Origin of the sequence: Paraburkholderia sp. DD10, from assembly GCF_049177125.1 — a bacterium.
Classification (GTDB): Bacteria; Pseudomonadota; Gammaproteobacteria; order Burkholderiales; family Burkholderiaceae; genus Paraburkholderia; species Paraburkholderia terricola.
The window spans coordinates 1,175,766-1,193,657 of sequence record NZ_CP185393.1 but is presented as its reverse complement, the minus strand read 5'-3'; the positions used below and the strand labels follow the sequence as shown (position 1 = coordinate 1,193,657).

The window sequence follows — 17,892 nt, the reverse complement described above, 5'->3', positions numbered from 1 at the left end:
GTGTCACGCATCTTTACGTTGGACAGTCCGTTGGGTGATCAATTGAAGTTCCGCAGCTTGTGCGGCGACGAGGAGCTCGGCCGGATGTTCGAGTTTCGCATCGACGCGCTCGCCGACAGCCATAGTCTGTCGCTGCAGGCGCTGCTGGGCCAATCGGTCACCGTGCATATCGAAGAGCAGGGCGGCGCGACGCGCTACCTGAACGGCGTGGTCGCGCGGGCGGCGCTGGCCGGACGCGATGCCGCGCGCCACTACCGTTACGAACTCGTCGTGCGGCCCTGGCTGTGGCTCGCGACGCGCCGCACGGATTACCGGATCTTCCAGATGCGCAGTGTGCCGGAGATCGTTCAGGAGACGCTCGCGCCGTACGGCTTCCAGATCGAGAACAGGCTGACCGACAACTATGCGCCGCGCGAGTATTGCGTCCAGTACAACGAGACCGACGCGGATTTCGTCTCGCGGCTGATCGAGTATGAGGGCATCTACTATTACTTCGAGCACGCATCCGGCAAGCACACGCTGGTGCTGTGCGATTCAATGTCGTCGCACCATCCGTCGCCCGGATATGCAAGCATCCCGTACCTCGGTCACGACCGGGCGACGATCGCCGACGAAGAACATATCGATAGCTGGGTGCCTGCGAAGGAGATCAACGCGGGGCGGCACGAGGCCGACGACTACGATTTCACGAAGCCCAAAGCCGATCTGTCGGTGCGCCGTGCCGATCCTCGCGGGCACAGCCACGACAGTCTGCCGGTCTACGAATGGCCAGGCGGATATCGTGACGACGCGCACGGCGAGCGATACACCCGCGTGAGGCTCGAGGAACTGCAGTCCGAACATGAGCGCGCGGCCGGACACACGAATGTCCGCGGCGCCGCGCCGGGGTATCTGTTCACGCTGAAGAACTGTCCGCGCGACGATCAGAACCGCGAGTATCTGGTGGTTCGATGCAGCTACCGCTTCCAGGAAAACGTGTACGCGAGCGGTGGTGACGACGAGGTGATGCACGACACGCAGCTCGTCGCGCAGCCGACCAGCCTGCCGTACCGTTCGCAGCGTGTGACGCCCCGGCCCCGCACCAGCGGCCCGCAGACCGCGGTCGTGGTCGGCCCGCCGGGAGAAGAGATCTGGACCGACCCGTATGGGCGCGTGAAGCTGCAGTTCCAGTGGGACCGATACGGCCAGCGCGACCAGAACTCGTCGTGCTGGATCCGGGTGTCGAACCCGTGGGCAGGCGGCGGCTTCGGGGGCGTACAGATTCCGCGGGTGGCGGACGAGGTCATCGTGGATTTCCTGAACGGCGACCCCGATTATCCGATCGTGACCGGCCGCGTGTACAACGGCGAGCGGATGCCGCCGTGGGGGTTGCCGGCGAGCGCGACGCAAAGCGGGATCCTGTCGCGCTCGACGCCGGGCGGCACGACCGAACACGCGAACGCGATGCGCTTCGAGGACCGCAAGGGCGCGGAGCAGCTGTGGATGCACGCGGAGCGCAACTTCGACGCGGAGACCGAACAGGATCACACGCTATCGGTCGGGCACGACCATGCGCATTCGGTCGGTAACGACGAGACGTTGAGCGTGAAAAACAATCGTCAGCGCAGCGTCGGGCAGAACGAGACGGTGAACGTCGGGCAGCATCGCGTTGCGCAGATCGGGGGGAATGAGACGCATGGGGTTGGCGGCGATCGCACGAGAAATGTCGGAAAAAACGAGACGGTGACGATCGGCGTCAACCGGGAGGCCACGATCGGCGGCAACCACATCGAGACGGTCGCAAAGGCGAAAACGGAAACGGTTGGACAGGGAAAGACGCTCACCGTCGTGCAGCACTACCACACCTCGGCAGCAAGCATGAAAACCAGCGTAAACGGGGCGCATATCGAGGAGATCGGCACGCGGACGTCGAACATCGCAAACGCACATGTCACCAATGTAGGAGGGGCGCAGGTGGTCAACGTGAACCACGGCCACACGATGAACGTCCGGAGGCATGTGCGGATCAATGCCGGGGACGAAATCGATCTCGTATGCGGCAAGGCGAGCATCACGATGAAGAGCGACGGCACGATCACGATCCAGGGCGTCAAGGTGCAGTCAACCGGCTCCGATAGCCACAGCGTCAATGGCAAGACGGTGACCTCGTCGGCTACCGGCGAGCACACGGTTGAAGGCACCGTGCTGAAGCTCAATCCGTAACGGGCAAAACGGCAATGCAAAACTGGCAACCCCGTAACCCTGTCGAACGCCGGCTGATGCTCGCCCATGATGACTGGCTTGGTTTCGCGAAGGACGCATCTGCGCGATTGATGATCTGGCAGACCGATGAGGCGGATGCCCATCTGGTCAAACTGTACTTCCAGACGCAGGAAGAAATGTCCAGCGCGGTGATTGGCCTGCGCTCCGACTTCGTCGACGGCGTGCACTACCCGCGTGCGTTGACCGCGGAGTTGACCGGCTTCTACGACAGCCGGCGCGAAGCATCGATCGCAAAAGGCATGCGTGCCGACTGGCAGGCGCCGCCTGACGCCGGCACCGATCCGACGCTGCATTTCCTGATGGTCGTCAACAGCCTGATGCGCCATCACCCCGACATCTTTCCCGCAATGGTGCTGGTGCTCACCCCTGCACAGGTCAGCGATCATGCCGCCATGGAGCGGTGGCTGGATATCCTGCTGTCGCTCAGCGCGGCGTCGCCGCAGTTCACCGAACGGCTGCGCTTTGTGATGCCGCGCATCGGTGACGGACCGCCGCCGGCAGCGCTCGGGCAACGGCATCCCGACGCCGTTCGAGCGGTGCGCGGGCGGTACGCGATGTCGGGCGTGCCGCGCGAGTTGCTGGCCGCATCGGGGGAACGCGGACCGGCTGGCGAGTTCAGGCGGCTCTTCGTGCAACTGGGCGAGACGATCAGCCGGGACGACGTCGAGGGCATGGAAGAGCTGCGGGCGCGGGCGTTGCAGATTGCCGGGCGCGAGGGCTGGTTCGACCAATGCGTGGTCGTGCATCTGGTTGCCGCGGCGGGCTGGCTGAAGCGGCGGGACTACGGCCGGGCGCTTGCCGGCTATCGCGAGGCATCGGAGGACGGCAGACGCGCGGTGGGTGCCGGGCATGACGCCGGACACAAGCTGGTGGCGAACGGCCTGTTCGGAGAGGCGAGCGTGCATCTGATGCGCAAGGATTTCGCGATGGCCGCCTGCTGTTATGAACAGGCGGCGGCTTCCGCGACTGCAGCGAAGGACGCGATCCTGACGGTGGAAGCGTGGCGCCTGAGCGCGGTCTGCTGGGAGAAGGCGGGCGGGCGCGAACTGGCGCTGGAGGCGGGCTTCAACGCACTGGACGCGGGACTGATGATCGACGCATCGCTGCGTGTGAACAGCAATTTGCGGCTGGTCGTCGAATGGATGGTGAAGCAGATCGGCGGGTTCGACCGGCGCCGCAGTGAGCTGAGCGACAAGGTCAACGCCTTGCTCGGCGAGCGCTGAGCGCGATCAGGAAGAGAATCATGGCATTGCCTGCCGTCAGGCATCTGGATCCGGTGATCGGCGTGGACGTCCACGCGGTGATTATCGCGCCGGAACCGGCACCCGTCTTTCTGCCGCATCCGTATGTCGGCTTCGTGCTCGATCTGCGCGAATACGTCGAGGCCGCGAAGGGGGTGATCGGCAGCATCGTGTTCACTTTCATCGAGGAGGAGGCGATCGACTATCTTCAGGACAACCCTGACGTAGCAAGGAAGCTGGACAGCACGCTTGACGCGGCGGCAACCGGTCTGGAGCAGGCGAACGCCGAGCTGATGAGCAACCCGCTGGCGGCCGAAGGCGTGAAGCTCGGCAAGGAAGGGGCGTCGATCGCTGGCGATATCGCCAGCGCGACGGGCGCCGGTACAGGCATGGGGGGCACGGCGGGCCGCCCGGTGTTCGTGAACGGCTTCCTGCGCGCCACGGTGGGCACGCATTCGTTTCACGTGCCGGGCCTGCATTTTCCACTGGGCGAGTCGTTCGCGCCCGAACTGCCGTCGAACGACGCGGAATCGTATATGGGCAGCAGGACGGTGCTAGCGAACAACGATCCGCTGTCGTTCATGGCGCTGCCGGCGATGAGCTGCTGGTCGGTCGGGCTGGAACCGCCGCCGCATAACGGTGCACACACGGAGCGAACCGCCCTGTCGATGCCGACCTCAGTGATGCTGCCCATCCCGGCCGGGCGACCGGTGCTGGTGGGCGGGCCACCGGTGATGAACATGGCGGCGCTGGGGGCGTCGCTCTTCAAGGCGTTTCGTGGCTCGAAGTGGGCGAAAAAGCTGGCCGACAGGCTGCATCTGAAACCGGGGTTTCTGCGCTGTAAGGTGCTGGATGCGGAGCCGGTCGACGTGACGACAGGCGAAGTGGTCGTGCAGCAGAACGACTTCACCGTGCCCGGCCGGCTGCCGCTCGTGTGGGACCGCTATTACGCGAGCCACGATACGCGATGCGGGGCGACTGGTGTGGGGTGGCAGACGCCCGCCGATATTCGCCTGGAGCTGATGCGGCATGACGGTGCGATTGGTGTGGCGGCGTATTTCCCTGATCATGCGACGGCTTTCGATGTGATGCCGGATGCAGCCGGGTGGCCGGCGCGCGCGTATGACTGGCAGCACGGGCACGCGCTGTACCGGCGGGACGACCGGCTGATCCTGCGCACGCGTGCCGGGATCGAACATGAGTTTGCGTTGCCCGCGCACTGGCAACACGCGCTGGAGGGGCTCGCGGAAGATGCAACGTTGACGCTGCCCGTCGGGCGGATGGTTGACCTCAACGGCAATGCGTGGGTGTTCGAGCGCGGACCGGAAGGCAGTCTGGCGCGCCTGGCCGAGTGGAAGGGTGGGGAGGCAACCGGCCGCATGATCGAGTGCGAGGAGGGTGCAGGCAGCCAGATCGGGAATCACGTGAGTCTGCTCACTGCGTTGACGCTGATCGATGCCGGCGGCCGCGCACATCCGCTCGTCGGTTACGAGCACGACCAGAACGGGAATCTGGTTGCCGCACTCGATGCGATGAGCCAGCCGCATCACTTCGCGTACGCCGATGGTCACCGGATGGTGCGCCACACGAGCGCCCGGGGGGTGTCTTTCTACTACAGCCACCGGCGGCATGATGACGGGGTGTGGCGGGTCGATCATGCGTGGGGCGACAACGGTCTTTTTGATTACGGCTTTGTTTACGATGTCGAACATCGCGAGACGAGAATCACCGACTCGCTTGGGCACACAACGATCCTCCAGGCTAACGAGCGCGGCATGCCGGTCGCGCGGATCGATCCGCTGGGGGGCGTGACGAGTTACCGGTACGACGCGCAGGGGCGCACGAGCGCGGAAACCGATCCCTCTGGCCGCACCACCACGTGGACGTACGACGCATACGGCAATCTGCTTGCGCAGACGCTGCCGGACGGGAGCGTTGTGCGTGCGGAGTACAACGCGGAGCATCAACCGGTGTGCGTGACTGCACCGGGCGACAGGCAGTGGCGCTATGCGTGGGATGAGCGTGGCAATCTGCTCGCGCAGATGACGCCGGGGCAGGCCAGTGCACGCTATGAGTATGACCGGCACGGTCAACTCACCGCGCATACGGGGCCCCGTGGCGCGATAGCGCGCTTCGGCCACGATCACGATGGCAATCTCGCGGAAGTCATCGATGCGCTCGGGCATCGCACCCGGTACACGCACGATGCACGGGCCAACGTCATCCAGGCCGTCAACGCGCTGGGTCAGGTAAGCCGCTACGAATACGATTGCAACGGCAATCTGACGCGGGCGATTGATCCGGGAGAACGGGAAATCTTTTGCAGCTATGACGCCGATGGCAACCTGACGCGCTATCGCGACTCCAATGGCCAGGTCACGCAACTCGAATATTCGGCCCTGGGACAGATCACCAAACGGCTGGCGCCGGACGGGGGCGTGGTCGAATACCGGTACGACACAGAGCAGCAACTGGTCGGCGTGGTCAACGAGCGCGGCGAACTGTATCAGCTGAAGCGAGACGCGATTGGGAGGATCGTCGAGGAGATCGACTACTGGGGGCAGCCGCGGCGTTATGAGTATGGGGCGATGGGCGAACTGCTGCGCAGCACCGATCCGCTGGGCCAGGCGATCGACTACCAAACGGATGCGCTCGGCCGTATCGTGCAGAAGCGCGTGCCCGATCCACGGCAATCCGACGGGATCCGTACCGAAACGTTTGCGTATGATCGCTGTGGCAACCTGGTCGTCGCGGCGAATCCGGATAGCCGGGTCGAACTGGCGTACGACGCGGCTGGTCGAGTGGTTGAGGAAAAGCAGGGCGACGACTTCGTGATCGCCCATGCGTACGACGTGGCGGGTAATCGGATCGAACGCCGGACCCAACTTAACCCGGGCGGAGAGATCATCACGCATACGGTTCGCTGCGAGTATGACGCGCTCGACGCGGTCAGCTCGATCCAGATCGACGACGCTGCGCCGATCACCTTCCAGCGCAATGCGCTCGGGCAGATTTGCGTCGAGCATCTTGGCTCCGGGTTGCGGCGCGAGCTGTCGTACACGTCGGAGGGGTTACTGGCGACGCAGACGCTGCTTTCCGGCACCGGCGCCTTGTTCGCCAGCGAATACGCGTATGACGCCAACGGAGAAATGCTCAGGAAGCGCGACTCCCGTCTCGGCATCGAGCATTACCAATATGATCCTGTGGGCAAGCTGACCGGACACCTCGATCCGGCGGGCAAGCTGCATCGCTTCCTGTACGACCCGGCGGGCGATCTGCTGAAGACGGGAATTCGCCGGGGCAGCCAGCCCGGCGTGTTCGGCCAGGGCCCGCAGACCGGCACGTGGATCCGGGAAGGCGAACATGACGGCTGCTACTACGCGTTCGACCGCGGCGGCAATCTGGTGCGCAAGCAGGACGCGCAACAGGATCTGATGCTGCGCTGGGACAGCGACGGGCTACTGATCGAAACGCTGGCGAGGCGTCCGGTATCGGCAAAGTCTGGACATCCGAAAGGCACGCTGAGCATTCAAACACGCTACGGGTACGACGTGTTTCATCGCCGTACAAAGAAAACGATGCGCGTCCTGAACGATGCCACGTTTGATCAGGCACCATCGCTGCGCACGACTGACTTCTTTTGGGAAGACGATGCGCTGGTGGCGGAATCCGTTGTCGATAGCCTCGGCGTGGAGCCGCACATTTTCGCGGAAAAAGAAGACGGTCCGGCGCGGAACGAATGTGGGCCGCAGTGGACGAGCACGCGACCAGTTCAATCCGCGGAGTGGGTCTACTATCCGGGCAGCTTTCGACCCTTGGCAAGGGTGGAATCGGCATCGCGATCAAACGATATGTACTTCTTCGAATCCGGTTTCAACGGTGCGCCGGTCCGCACGATCGACGCAGCCGGTAGCGTTGTCTGGGAAGCCGGATATTCGGCCTGGGGACTGGCATATCAACGAGGCACGGGGACGCTCGATCAACCTTTCCGGCTGCAGGGGCAGTATTTTGATCAGGAAAGCGGTCTGCACTACAACCGCTACCGGTACTACGATCCGCACGTCGGCAGATTTGTGAGTTGCGATCCCATCGGGTTGGCCGGTGCTACCGGCTTGTACAACTACGCCAAAAGTTCTATCACCTGGATCGACCCCTTGGGGCTGCATGCCAGCGGTGGCGACATCTTTGTGCGCGGAAGTGCCGGGCAGATTCTTTCCGTCGCTGGGACGATCGACCCCGCGCACATTCGTACCGGCACGGGCACGAATGCGACGTCCCGCGCCTGGGCGCGCAGCCTTGGCCGCGCGACCGACGACGCGGGCCACACACGGGGATGCCTGTTGGGGGGCAGCGGCGGAAAGGACTATGTGTTCCCCCAAACACCCGGTATCAATCGTGGCCTCTTCCGTGCTTTCGAAGGAGACATAGCCACGGATGTCACCAGCGGATGGTCTGCGGATTTTGAACAGACTCACATATTCGGCAACGGCTCCCCAACGAGACCGGTTGAAATCAGATACAAGTACACGAGAATGCTCAACGGGTTGATCGTTCCCGTGACTCGGAGTTTTCCGAATCCCTAGTCATCAGGTAAGCGGACGAGGTTTGCGCGGCGCTGGTTTTACGCCTTTGCCGGCAACGTCGCGAGGCTTTCGGCCTCGTGAACTTCCTCGCGCAGGCGCCGTTCGCTGGCGCGCGAGATGTTGACGTCCAGCCGTTTCGCGCGGTCAAGCAGGTCGGCTGGCAACGACACATTGGTGGACTTGCGCGTGGACTTGCGCGCCGGTTGAGATGTGGGGTTCGCCAGGCTGCCGGATCTGTGCGAAATCATGGACAACTCCTATGGCATATAAGTATCGCGCATCCGTGCATAGTCGAAAACGGCGGGCGCGTGCCAGCGCAGGCGAATCAGGTCCGTGTGCTGCACATGATTGTACATAATACAAATTATCAACATTTCGGACTGTAGTAGCTTTATAGATGGAATGGTCGCCTCCCGCCTTAGCGGTCATCTGAAGGCCGCCGTCTGGACGCCAATATCCTGGCGCGGGCGATGTGCAACAGTATCGTTTCCGCAAGGTCATGCGGTAAGGAGAAACCAGATGGAACCCACAACCATTGCCATCGATTTGGCCAAACGCGTATTCCAGATCCATTTCGTTGAACCGGGAACTGGCGTAATCCACAGTAAGGCCCTGAAGCGCGCCCAACTCACGCCGTTCTTTGCCAACCGTGCCCAATGCCGGATTGTGATGGAGGCTTGTGGAAGCGCGCATCACTGGGCCCGACAGCTTGCGGCGCTCGGCCACGATGTCCGGTTAATTGCAGCGCAGTTCGTCCGTCCATTCGTCAAATCCAACAAGAACGATGCTGCGGATGCTGCAGCAATCTGGGAGGCAGCTCAACGACCCGGTATGCGGTTCGTCGCCATCAAATCGGAGGATCAGCAGGCCATGCTTGCTTTACACCGGATGCGCCAGCAACTCGTGAGATTCCGCGTGATGCAGGTGAACCAGTTGCGCGGCCTGCTGTACGAGTTTGGCGTGATCCTGCCGCAAGGCCGGCGTGCCTCAATTGACGCGGCCAAAGCATCGCTCGCATCGATCGCCGATCAAGTGCCAGCCATGTTAATCGACAGTCTGCAAGATCAGCTATCAAGGCTGTTAGCCCTCGACGAGCAGATCCTGCACATCGAACAACGCATCACTGAATGGCATCGCGGCGACGAAGCATGCCGTCGCATCTCCGAGATTCCTGGTGTCGGTCTGTTGACTGCAACGGCTGCAGTTGCCGTCATCGGTAACGCACACGCGTTCAGGTCCGGGCGAGAATTCGCCGCCTACCTCGGGCTGGTACCGAGACAGAATGGCTCCGGTGGCAAGGTCAAGCTGGGCGGCATCAGCAAACGCGGCGACGTCTATTTACGCACGTTGCTGATCCACGGCGCCCGATCCGTCATATCGAGTTCAAAACATCTGCCTGAACGGATGCGAAGCATGCTTGCCCGACGACCCACGAACGTCGTGGCTGTCGCACTGGCGAACAAGGTTGCGCGAATAATCTGGGCATTGCTTGCATACGGTCGAACGTATCAGTGTCCTACGGCTGCGCCAGCCTGAAAATGCGTTGTAGTTGATACAAACCCACTCACGGTTGCATTGGTGATGTTGAACGATGGCAAGACAGGTTGGACCGCGCAAAGGCAAGCCTGAGACATTTCTCGGACTTCGAGTCCGTTATTTAGATTAGGACCTTTGCGGCGAAATCCATCGGGGCCGGCGGGTATGTTCCGCAATCGAGTCCGGATATAAGTCCGCAACCACCCTCCTCGCCAACAACGATATCTCCTTGCAAATGGGAGGCGACCATATAAGAAATGTCGTGTTCTGCTCTGGGTATGCTTGCCGGTTCCCCGCGGGATTACGGAGCCGGCCATGCATCCAGCGACACTGGTGACATTGAACATGCGCGAACTCGACCGACTGAAGGTGATCCAGGCTGTGGTGGACACCAGTCTGAAACCTGGACGTGCTGCCGACCGTCTGGGCCTGACGGTGCGGCAGATCGAGCGGCTGGTAATCCGGTATCGTGAATCAGGCGCAGCGGGCCTGGTCTCACGCAAACGCAGCCGACCGGGTAACCGGCGGCTGGACGACGACGAGGCCCAGCGCGCCCTGGCGATTATCCGCGAGTACTACGCCGATTTCGGCCCAACGCTGGCCTGCGAGAAGCTGCACGAATGCCACGGCATACGTCTGGCGAAGGAAACGGTCCGCAGGCTGATGACGGACGCGGGCCTATGGGTGCCGCGCCGGCAGCGGCCGCCGAAGGTCTACCAGCCGCGCGCGCGGCGGTCGTGCCTGGGCGAGCTGATCCAGATCGACGGCAGCGAGCATCCCTGGTTCGAGGACCGGGCGCCGCAGTGCACGCTGCTGGTGTACGTCGACGACGCAACGAGCCGGCTGATGCACGTGCTTTTCACGGCCACGGAATCGACCTTCAGCTACTTCGAGGCGACGCGTGCGTACATCGAGCGTCACGGCAAGCCGGTGGCGTTCTACAGCGACAAGGCGAGCGTGTTCCGGAACACGGCCGCAAGCAGGACCGGCAATAGCGTGACGCAGTTTGGTCGCGCGATGTACGAGCTGAACATCGACACGATCTGTGCAAACAGTAGCGCGGCCAAGGGCCGTGTCGAGCGCGCGCACCTGACGCTGCAGGACCGGATGGTGAAGGAAATGCGCTTGCGCGACATCCGCACGATCGCTGCGGCCAATGCCTGGGTGCCCTCCTTCATGGCGGCCTACAACGCGCGTTTCGCAAAGCCTCCGAAGAGCGACTTTGACGCACACCGTCCGCCGAGGGCTGACGAGAACCTTGAACTCGTGCTCACGTGGCGCGAGCCGCGCAAGGTGACGAAGGCGCTGACCGTGCAGTACGACCGCGTCATGTATCTGCTGGACGATACGCCGGCGCATCGCAAGCTGATCGACCGGTATATCGAGGTCTGGGAGTATCCGGATGGGCGAATCGAACTTCGGGCAGATGGCGGTGCATTGTCGTGCAGGCAGTATGACCGGCTGACAGAAATCGATCAGGGCGCGATCGTCGAGCATAAACGCTTGAGCCACGTGCTGCAGGTCGCGCAGGTGATTCAGGCTCAACGCGATAACAGCCGGATCGGCAAGGCGCCTTCACGAACGCATCTGGGGGTTGCAACCAGGGCTGAGGGCAGCTCGCCGGGCAAGAAGAAAGAACGCGAATTCACGCAGACTGACATCGAGCATGTGATCGTGGATCTTGCCCAGCAAAGACAGATAACCCGCAACCCGTAAACCTGGCCGGTGGTCTGCAGGGTCAGTCGAAACAGACGTCAGCGCCCTGCCCATTCACGGCGGATCCTTCGACACTGGATGATCAGTAACCGATGAAAGAAGGACCTTTTAACCCTGAAAACACGACATTTGTATTTAGCTGCCGCCACGACATTTGAGAATGGCCTCGACAAACATGTAGCAGCAATATGAGAATGTCGTGTTCCAGCCAAGTTCAGATGTGCGCGCGCCGCAGACCCGTTCGCACACGGAAGCGCACGATAAACCTTCACGCTGAAACGCGGCGTGAGCGTCAGCGAACGGCCGACGCCGGCGCATTCGTCGCCTTACCCGACCGCGCAGGTTGTCCCGGCTGCCCATCGTGCCGCAGATCCAGAACGGCTTCTATCTGCGTGCTTTCCTGCTGCAGTTGCAGCCGCAGGAACTTGAGAAACTCCTTGCCGTTCTCGGACAGCGAGCGCCCCGGCTGCATGACGATCAGCGTCCGGCACTCGATCAGCGTCGACAGGCGCGTCAACGCGGCGCGACCGCCCTTTCCGCCCTTTTCGCTCGAAACCGCCATCGAGAAAGTGCGTCTCGCCGAGGATGGCTGAAACTCGCGCAATCCCGAGACAGTGTCGCTCGCCTACAGCGTGGACAGCGTATGGCGCAACCGCGCCGAATTCGCAACGGGGCGCCCGGCGATCGTCGCCCTCTTGACCCGCAAATGGCAACGCAAACTCGACTATCGGCTCATCAAGGAATTGTGGGCGTATGGCGGCGAGCGCATCGCAGTGCGCTTCGCCTACGAATGGCACGACGACGCGCAGAACTGGTATCGCTCGTACGGCAACGAGAACTGGGAGTTCGGCGCCGATGGACTCATGCATCACCGCTATGCGTGCATCAACGATCTGCCGATCAGGGAGAGCGACCGCAAGTTTTTCTGGCCGCTCGGACGCCGGCCGGACGATTACCCCGGACTCAGCGATCTAGGTCTCTGAAAAAACCCACGCTCGCAACCATGCAGGAGCCTCATCGACATGAACACCGCCGCTGCGACCAGTGAGCATTTCGCGACCAATTCAAAAATTCGATAGGCTCATCAAGAGATGAGACCTATTGCCGGAGAAAGGCAGCTAGCGACTCGAAACGTCGTCGTGTTTCTTCTTCGAAGATCGCAGTCACTGCGTCCACGCAAAGCCGATGGAACCATCGCGGGCGTAAGCCCAGTTTAAAGGTGTAAATGAGATCCGATGTACCGTCGTCGCGATCGCGATGGCGTATCGACGCACTCCACTCGTTGAAAATGCCTACAGGTTGGTCGATCGTCGCCGCGGCGAGTTGTGGTGGATCGTAGGCAATAAAACGCGTACGCAAACAGAACACCCCCCTCCATCCACGTCCGACGTTGATAGAAACGGCGCCAACGTACGGATAACGATGGCCACCGTCCAGCGTTGCCTGCTTCAGCAAGGTGTCCCAGCGCAGACGCGTGTCGTGATTGTGGAACGCCTCAAATACCTCTGCCGATGTTGCAGGCATGCGAAAAATCAATCGGCTTACCATCGGGCAATATCGGGTAACGGATCGCCGGTCATTGGTGAACAGGAACGCCGGAGATAACGGCCTCATTCCAATGATCGAGAATCGTGGCGCCCTGAGCACGTGCCATCGTCTCCGCCTTTCTGCGGGTCGCCAGCATTTCCGGTAGCGCACTGCGGTAGCGAGCACGCAAGGCGTCGGGCGTGACATCGCCATCCTTGCCGAACGCGTCGAGCCACGTTTCGTCGGTCCTGATCGTTGCGCTCAGCTGATCGCCAACCACCAGTGGCGCGTCTGCCGCACGGAAGTCTTTCGTATATTGCAGATCGATAAACATATTGTCGACGTGCCAGCTCCAAATGACCGTGCCTCCTGCCCTTAGATGTGTCCATTGCTCGAGCGTCAGCGGGTAGGTCGGGTCCGCATAGTCGATGCCAGGCGGCGGGGAATATTTCTGGCCGCTCACGGGTGCGTCGAAAACATACGTGTCCAGTCCGCTGAGCCGCGGCGAATCCGCTGCGATGAAGCGCTTCCAGCCGGCCCGGTTGATACGCGCGATGACATCCATGACATAGCGATAGATCGCGTCGTCGTACGCACTCAGCGCCGCCTGATCCTTGATGTCGTGCGGTGGTCCAGGAACCTTGAAGGTCACCTCGATATTGCGCACGCGCGCGCCTTCCTCCGAGTCCGACATGAATTCGATGCTAGTTGCCTGCGGAAAGAGCACGCCATACCGGTCATCCTTGAACTCAAAGACCGGCTCGACGCCAGTCGCGATACGGCTCGCGTCGTACATCAACGCCGTGGACACCGTTGATTTCCTGATCGGCACGGCGGACTTGCGCATGATCTCGTCGCTGTTCTCGCCTAATCCGAAGGAGAGGTTTGCCTGCATCACATGTTTTCCTTGCTGAACGTTCGTTGCTTCGCCTTTTGCAGACCACGTGTGGGTCGAACCCAATGCAATAACGGCGCATGCGGCTATCGTCGCGATCCGTCGCTTAAGCATCCTTCCACCCGCCGATTGTTCGAATCTGCTCGATCATGTACGGTCGATATCGCGGTGACGTCATCAGGTAATGGTATTTGTTCAGGATCTTCGTGACGTAGCCCATCCGGTCGGTCGTGTCATAAAGCTTGCCAGTGTCCATTGTCACCTTGATGTCATCCGTTTGCAGGTCATACGGCTTCAATTCCGTTTCTTCGATGCTTGGCGTAACGTCTGCCGAGGCATTGAAAAACACCGTGGGGTCCTTCGCTCCCGACAACGAACGTAACACGGGCAACCGACCGAAATCGTTCATATCGATGGCATCGCGGAACTCCTTGTGGTCATACACCATCTTCTGCAAATGAAGCGTCTGCTCGTGTAGCAGAAATTGCCATGCTGCGGAGCGGGCAAGCGGAGGCCGGCCCTTGGCACTCGATGCTTCATATTGCGCCAGCAGGCCAAAGCCATTGTTCAGATACGGGGTAAGCTTGCATTGATTCATTTCTGTGAGCGCCGATCCGTCCATGATTTCGGCCGCACCGAAAACGACGATTTTCTTGCGCAGCGCTTCGATCAATCCGTTGTTCGGGCCGCTCGCCCAAGGCAGGCTCTGAATAATTTTCTTGACCGCCGGATCATATGTGCCGACGTCGCGCTTTTCCTTGCAGTGTTCGAACAGTTCCTTGCCGTAGTCCCGGTAGAAGAGGTGCCACGTGGTCACTTCGAGAAAGACCCAGAGATTGCCCTTCGCAAGATAGTAGAACGTCACGCGTGCCGAATCGCGCGCCATACCGAGCGCTGCCTGAGGCTTCTGCACCGACATGAACTGCATCGCAAGATCCATCCCGGCCACGACCTCTTTCGCGGCAAACGCGGCGAGACCGGGCCAGTAGAAACGTCCTGCCTTGTCCGTGCCTTCGTCGGCGAGGAAAAGTTGCGCATAGTTACCGGCGGTGCGCTTCGCGCGACGCATTGCGTCTTCGATGAAACGGCCACTCTCCGCTTCGAAGCCGATGTTTTTCATTTGCGCGACAGACCAGAGATCCTCGCACTTTATCGTGCAATCGACGCATGAGTCCGGCATCTGATTGGTGGTGCCCTGGCCAACCTGCCTGCCCTTCAGATAGGCCGTACCTTCGCCGTCGTTGACGACCGAATCATTAGCCATGAATCCCCTCTTGCACCGTTTAGCTGAGCGAGTCAGTACCGCTCGTGATATTGGGAAAATGCAGAAACGCGGAGATCTTCTCCGGATTGCTCGTGAACATGCGCGAAACCGCGCCGTCCTGATCGGTGATGTTCTCCAACTGATCGCTGCGCATTTCGAGCAGATGCGCCATGCTGGGCATGGGACGCCCGAGCTCATCCTTGAACACAAACTTCTCGTCGTACGGTCCGTCTGATTGTTTGAACGCGCCCAGGTTGGTGCGCATCTGCGCCGGACCCGCAAACATGTGCGCGGCCCCCTTGATGTCGACCACACCGGGGGAATGAATCTCGATGTTGCCGTCCTTGAGGCGGATATAGCCGCCACCGCTCGTCAACAGGATGCCCGTTGCCGACGCAATTTCGATCCGCTCGGTCGAAGACAAGATTTTCAACGTCTTCTGCGCAGTAATCTCAATGTTGTCCGAGTGCGCCTGCACTTCGACCTTGCCCTTAGCCGCAAACAGCTTCATCCCACCGTTCTGCACGAACAAGCTGAGCTTTTCCGCAACGCTTGCAATTAGCGATTTGCCCGTTGCGAGGTGCGTGCTCTGTCCGCTCACGAGGTTGGTCTGTGCATCGCTCGCGATGTGAACGGACTGCTGCGTGGACAGGGCGATGCCCGAAGGGCTACCAAAGAGCATGACAGGCTCCATGAACGCATTTGCGCTTCCTGTTCCACCGCCTGCGGTGTTCCCGCCTGACGATGAACCCGACACGTTGCTCCGTGTCGCGTCGGTGAATGCCTTCAGCGAGTCGTAGCCGTCCCTGAGACTTTCCGCCTGGTGCGCGGTGCTGGCGTCGGACATCGATTCCAGCACGCTTTCGGCATTCACCAGTTGCGAGGTGGTTTGCCGTGCATCGAGCGGCTGGCTGGTTGCCGGATAGGTCGTGACATACAGACCCTGACCGGCACGCACTGCACCGTAAGCGTCGGACTTCAGATCGAAGCCGCTGCCGAGGTATGGTCCACGTGAGTTGCCGCTCTGGTCGATCAGGTAACCCAGATGCAAATGCGCATTGGTGCTCGTCGAATATAGACGAACGCGGTTCTGGCCCGTCGAGTCATCCATCACCATCTGGTTGTAGCCGCTGCCCTGATATTCCTTCGACCTGTAGCCAGAGAGCAGCCCGTTGGAATGCCAGTGCGGTTGTGTCGCGCCGTTATAGACGCGGCCCGTGACCAGCGGCCTGTCGCAATCGCCGTCAACCCAGCTGATCAACACTTCTTCGCCGATACGTGGCACATGCACGCCGCCGTATCCGCCACCCGTATCGGACATGGCAACCCGCACCCAGCAGGATGCTTTTTCGTCGCCGTCATTGAGCCGGTCCCAGTGAAAGCGCACCTTGATGCGATTGAGCTGGTCGGTATAGACCTCTTCGTTAGCCGGACCGACGACAATTGCCGACTGCAGATGCATCTTCGGCTTGTGATGTTCAAACGGACTACGGTACGGCACGATCTTGCGTTGCGCCTCGATTTCAACGAGGAAGAAGCCTTCGCTGCCATCGGCGTGTCCGACCTTCAATGACTCGTCAGTGGCGTGACTCGCGCTGACCGTCGCCAGGTCGCCTTTCAGGCTGTGCGGAAAATCGGCGGTCTGACTGGACACCGGCAGGTTGTTTTCAATGAACCATGCCGCCTCGATAACGGCGAATTGCCGGTTCTGCCCACTATCCGTGGCGTGACCGGGGTGGTCATCCAGTTCAAACCAGCGACCGGCATCCGTACCTCGCACACCGCCGGAACCATAAAAACGCTTTGCCCGCGATTCCCATTCTTCCATGCGGATTTTTGAAAGGGTATCGCCCCGGTCCTGGCTACCGTACGTGTAAGCGCCCGTGTACTCATAGACCTCGGCTTGCTGGGGCAGGTTTCCCGCCTTGGGAAGCGTCGGGATGTTTGTGCCTTTCGGGTTGGCTGACGAAGCCGGTGCCTTGTAATCAAACGTGCGCGTCGTAAGTGTTGTGCTTTGAAGTGTTCGTGTGCCCGACCATTGAACCAGTGCATCGGTTTCGCTATTCGTGCCCGCGCGATAGAACCCGACGGTCCGGGGCGAAAGCGGCTCGAATGTATCGAGGTTGTCTGTGACGACAAGGGTATGCGATTTGCCGTCGCCGGCTTGTTCGAAGTAGCCGAACAGGCCTTCGCTTTCCATCAGCCGGTGGACGAAATTCCAGTCGTCCTCGTATTGCATGCAGAACGAACGCGGAGGCAGGGGCCTGCTCAACGCAAACCGGAATGCCCCCTGGGCCTGCGGGTGCATGTTGAATACATCAGTCAGGATTTCATCGGCCGGTTTGTCCTGCCAGATCCGCGCATCCTTGCGAAAGCGCAGAAAGTGCATCCACGATGCAAAGCCGATCTGATAGCTCGTGAGGCCAGTATCCGACCCGAGACGGCGGACGGTGTGAACATAGCCGTGATGAGGCAGATAGGACCTGTCAGTCTGCTGGACCCAGAGCGTGACAGGCTGGGCGATCAGCGTTTTGAGTTCGATCGTTGCAGATGTGGAAACGACGTCAACGGTGAATTCGAAATGGCGGCCGATTCGCGAATGACCGACAACCCGCTGGGGCACGAGGACATTATTTCCCAGAGCAGTATCCAGCTTCACAGGCGATCACTCTGGATGAGTCCGCCAGTGATTGCCCCGATCATGTCCTGCGCGCCCATATCACCTCGTCTTTTTTAGCTGACCAAGCCATGCCGCGATCGCGCGATTCTACAAAACTTCAGATGGATCGACTATAGAGTTGATATTGTTTGCGTTTTAAATGGCATTTATTTCTCGCGAGTAAGCATGCATCACGCATAAGGCCAGTG

The 17,892-nt window shown here is 60.8% G+C and carries 10 protein-coding genes and 2 pseudogenes; 6 read left to right on the top strand and 6 right to left on the bottom strand.

Going from position 1 to position 17,892, the window contains the following annotated elements; all coding sequences use genetic code 11:
• Genes ACOCG7_RS20740 through ACOCG7_RS20730 form a run of 3 tightly spaced genes read left to right on the top strand, consistent with a single transcriptional unit; the run spans position 1 to position 8,086 of the window.
• Complete coding sequence (locus ACOCG7_RS20740; protein WP_244744176.1) at positions 1 to 2,202, top strand: type VI secretion system Vgr family protein; 2,202 nt, start codon at positions 1 to 3, stop codon at positions 2,200 to 2,202.
• Between the two features lie 14 nt (positions 2,203 to 2,216).
• Positions 2,217 to 3,485 (top strand): hypothetical protein, encoded by a 1,269-nt coding sequence (locus ACOCG7_RS20735; RefSeq protein ID WP_421379790.1) that lies wholly within the window; start codon positions 2,217 to 2,219, stop codon positions 3,483 to 3,485.
• A gap of 20 nt (positions 3,486 to 3,505) precedes the next feature.
• Positions 3,506 to 8,086: an RHS repeat-associated core domain-containing protein gene (locus ACOCG7_RS20730; protein ID WP_244744179.1), complete on the top strand. Its 4,581-nt coding sequence runs from the start codon at positions 3,506 to 3,508 to the stop codon at positions 8,084 to 8,086.
• 38 nt (positions 8,087 to 8,124) lie between these two features.
• On the opposite strand, the gene ACOCG7_RS20725 is transcribed toward ACOCG7_RS20730, so the two are convergent.
• The gene (locus ACOCG7_RS20725) at positions 8,125 to 8,334 is read right to left on the bottom strand and encodes a type II toxin-antitoxin system CcdA family antitoxin (protein ID WP_154873825.1); all 210 of its coding nucleotides are present in this window, start codon (positions 8,332 to 8,334) and stop codon (positions 8,125 to 8,127) included.
• 271 nt (positions 8,335 to 8,605) lie between these two features.
• Here ACOCG7_RS20725 and ACOCG7_RS20720 point away from each other — a divergent pair, with 271 nt between their 5' ends.
• Both ACOCG7_RS20720 and ACOCG7_RS20715 read left to right on the top strand, forming a co-directional pair.
• Positions 8,606 to 9,622 carry an IS110 family transposase gene (locus ACOCG7_RS20720; RefSeq protein ID WP_176035837.1) on the top strand — a complete coding sequence of 339 codons (1,017 nt, stop codon included), beginning with the start codon at positions 8,606 to 8,608 and terminating at the stop codon, positions 9,620 to 9,622.
• Positions 9,623 to 9,937: 315 nt separating this feature from the next.
• Positions 9,938 to 11,338 carry an ISNCY family transposase gene (locus ACOCG7_RS20715; protein ID WP_421379785.1) on the top strand — a complete coding sequence of 467 codons (1,401 nt, stop codon included), beginning with the start codon at positions 9,938 to 9,940 and terminating at the stop codon, positions 11,336 to 11,338.
• Positions 11,339 to 11,630: 292 nt separating this feature from the next.
• Here the strand turns inward: ACOCG7_RS20715 and ACOCG7_RS20710 are convergent, their stop codons facing one another.
• Positions 11,631 to 11,900 carry a hypothetical protein gene (locus ACOCG7_RS20710; RefSeq protein ID WP_347143830.1) on the bottom strand — a complete coding sequence of 90 codons (270 nt, stop codon included), beginning with the start codon at positions 11,898 to 11,900 and terminating at the stop codon, positions 11,631 to 11,633.
• On the opposite strand from ACOCG7_RS20710, the pseudogene ACOCG7_RS20705 reads away from it, so the two are divergent.
• A pseudogene (locus tag ACOCG7_RS20705) lies at positions 11,809 to 12,321 on the top strand (DUF1348 family protein). The gene ACOCG7_RS20710 and the pseudogene ACOCG7_RS20705 sit on opposite strands and share 92 nt — an antisense overlap.
• 115 nt (positions 12,322 to 12,436) lie before the next feature.
• Here ACOCG7_RS20705 and ACOCG7_RS20700 read toward each other — a convergent pair.
• From ACOCG7_RS20700 to ACOCG7_RS20685, 4 genes and pseudogenes are all read right to left on the bottom strand, one after another.
• Positions 12,437 to 12,862, bottom strand: a complete 426-nt coding sequence (locus ACOCG7_RS20700) for an SRPBCC family protein (RefSeq protein ID WP_347143813.1) — start codon at positions 12,860 to 12,862, stop codon at positions 12,437 to 12,439.
• A 52-nt stretch (positions 12,863 to 12,914) separates the two neighbouring features.
• Positions 12,915 to 13,760: a hypothetical protein gene (locus ACOCG7_RS20695; RefSeq protein WP_310132608.1), complete on the bottom strand. Its 846-nt coding sequence runs from the start codon at positions 13,758 to 13,760 to the stop codon at positions 12,915 to 12,917.
• Positions 13,761 to 13,866: 106 nt separating this feature from the next.
• Positions 13,867 to 15,024, bottom strand: coding sequence for a DUF2515 family protein (locus ACOCG7_RS20690; protein ID WP_310132611.1), 1,158 nt, complete (start codon positions 15,022 to 15,024; stop codon positions 13,867 to 13,869).
• A gap of 19 nt (positions 15,025 to 15,043) precedes the next feature.
• Positions 15,044 to 17,742: pseudogene (locus ACOCG7_RS20685) on the bottom strand (type VI secretion system Vgr family protein).
• Between the last annotated feature and the right edge of the window lie 150 nt (positions 17,743 to 17,892).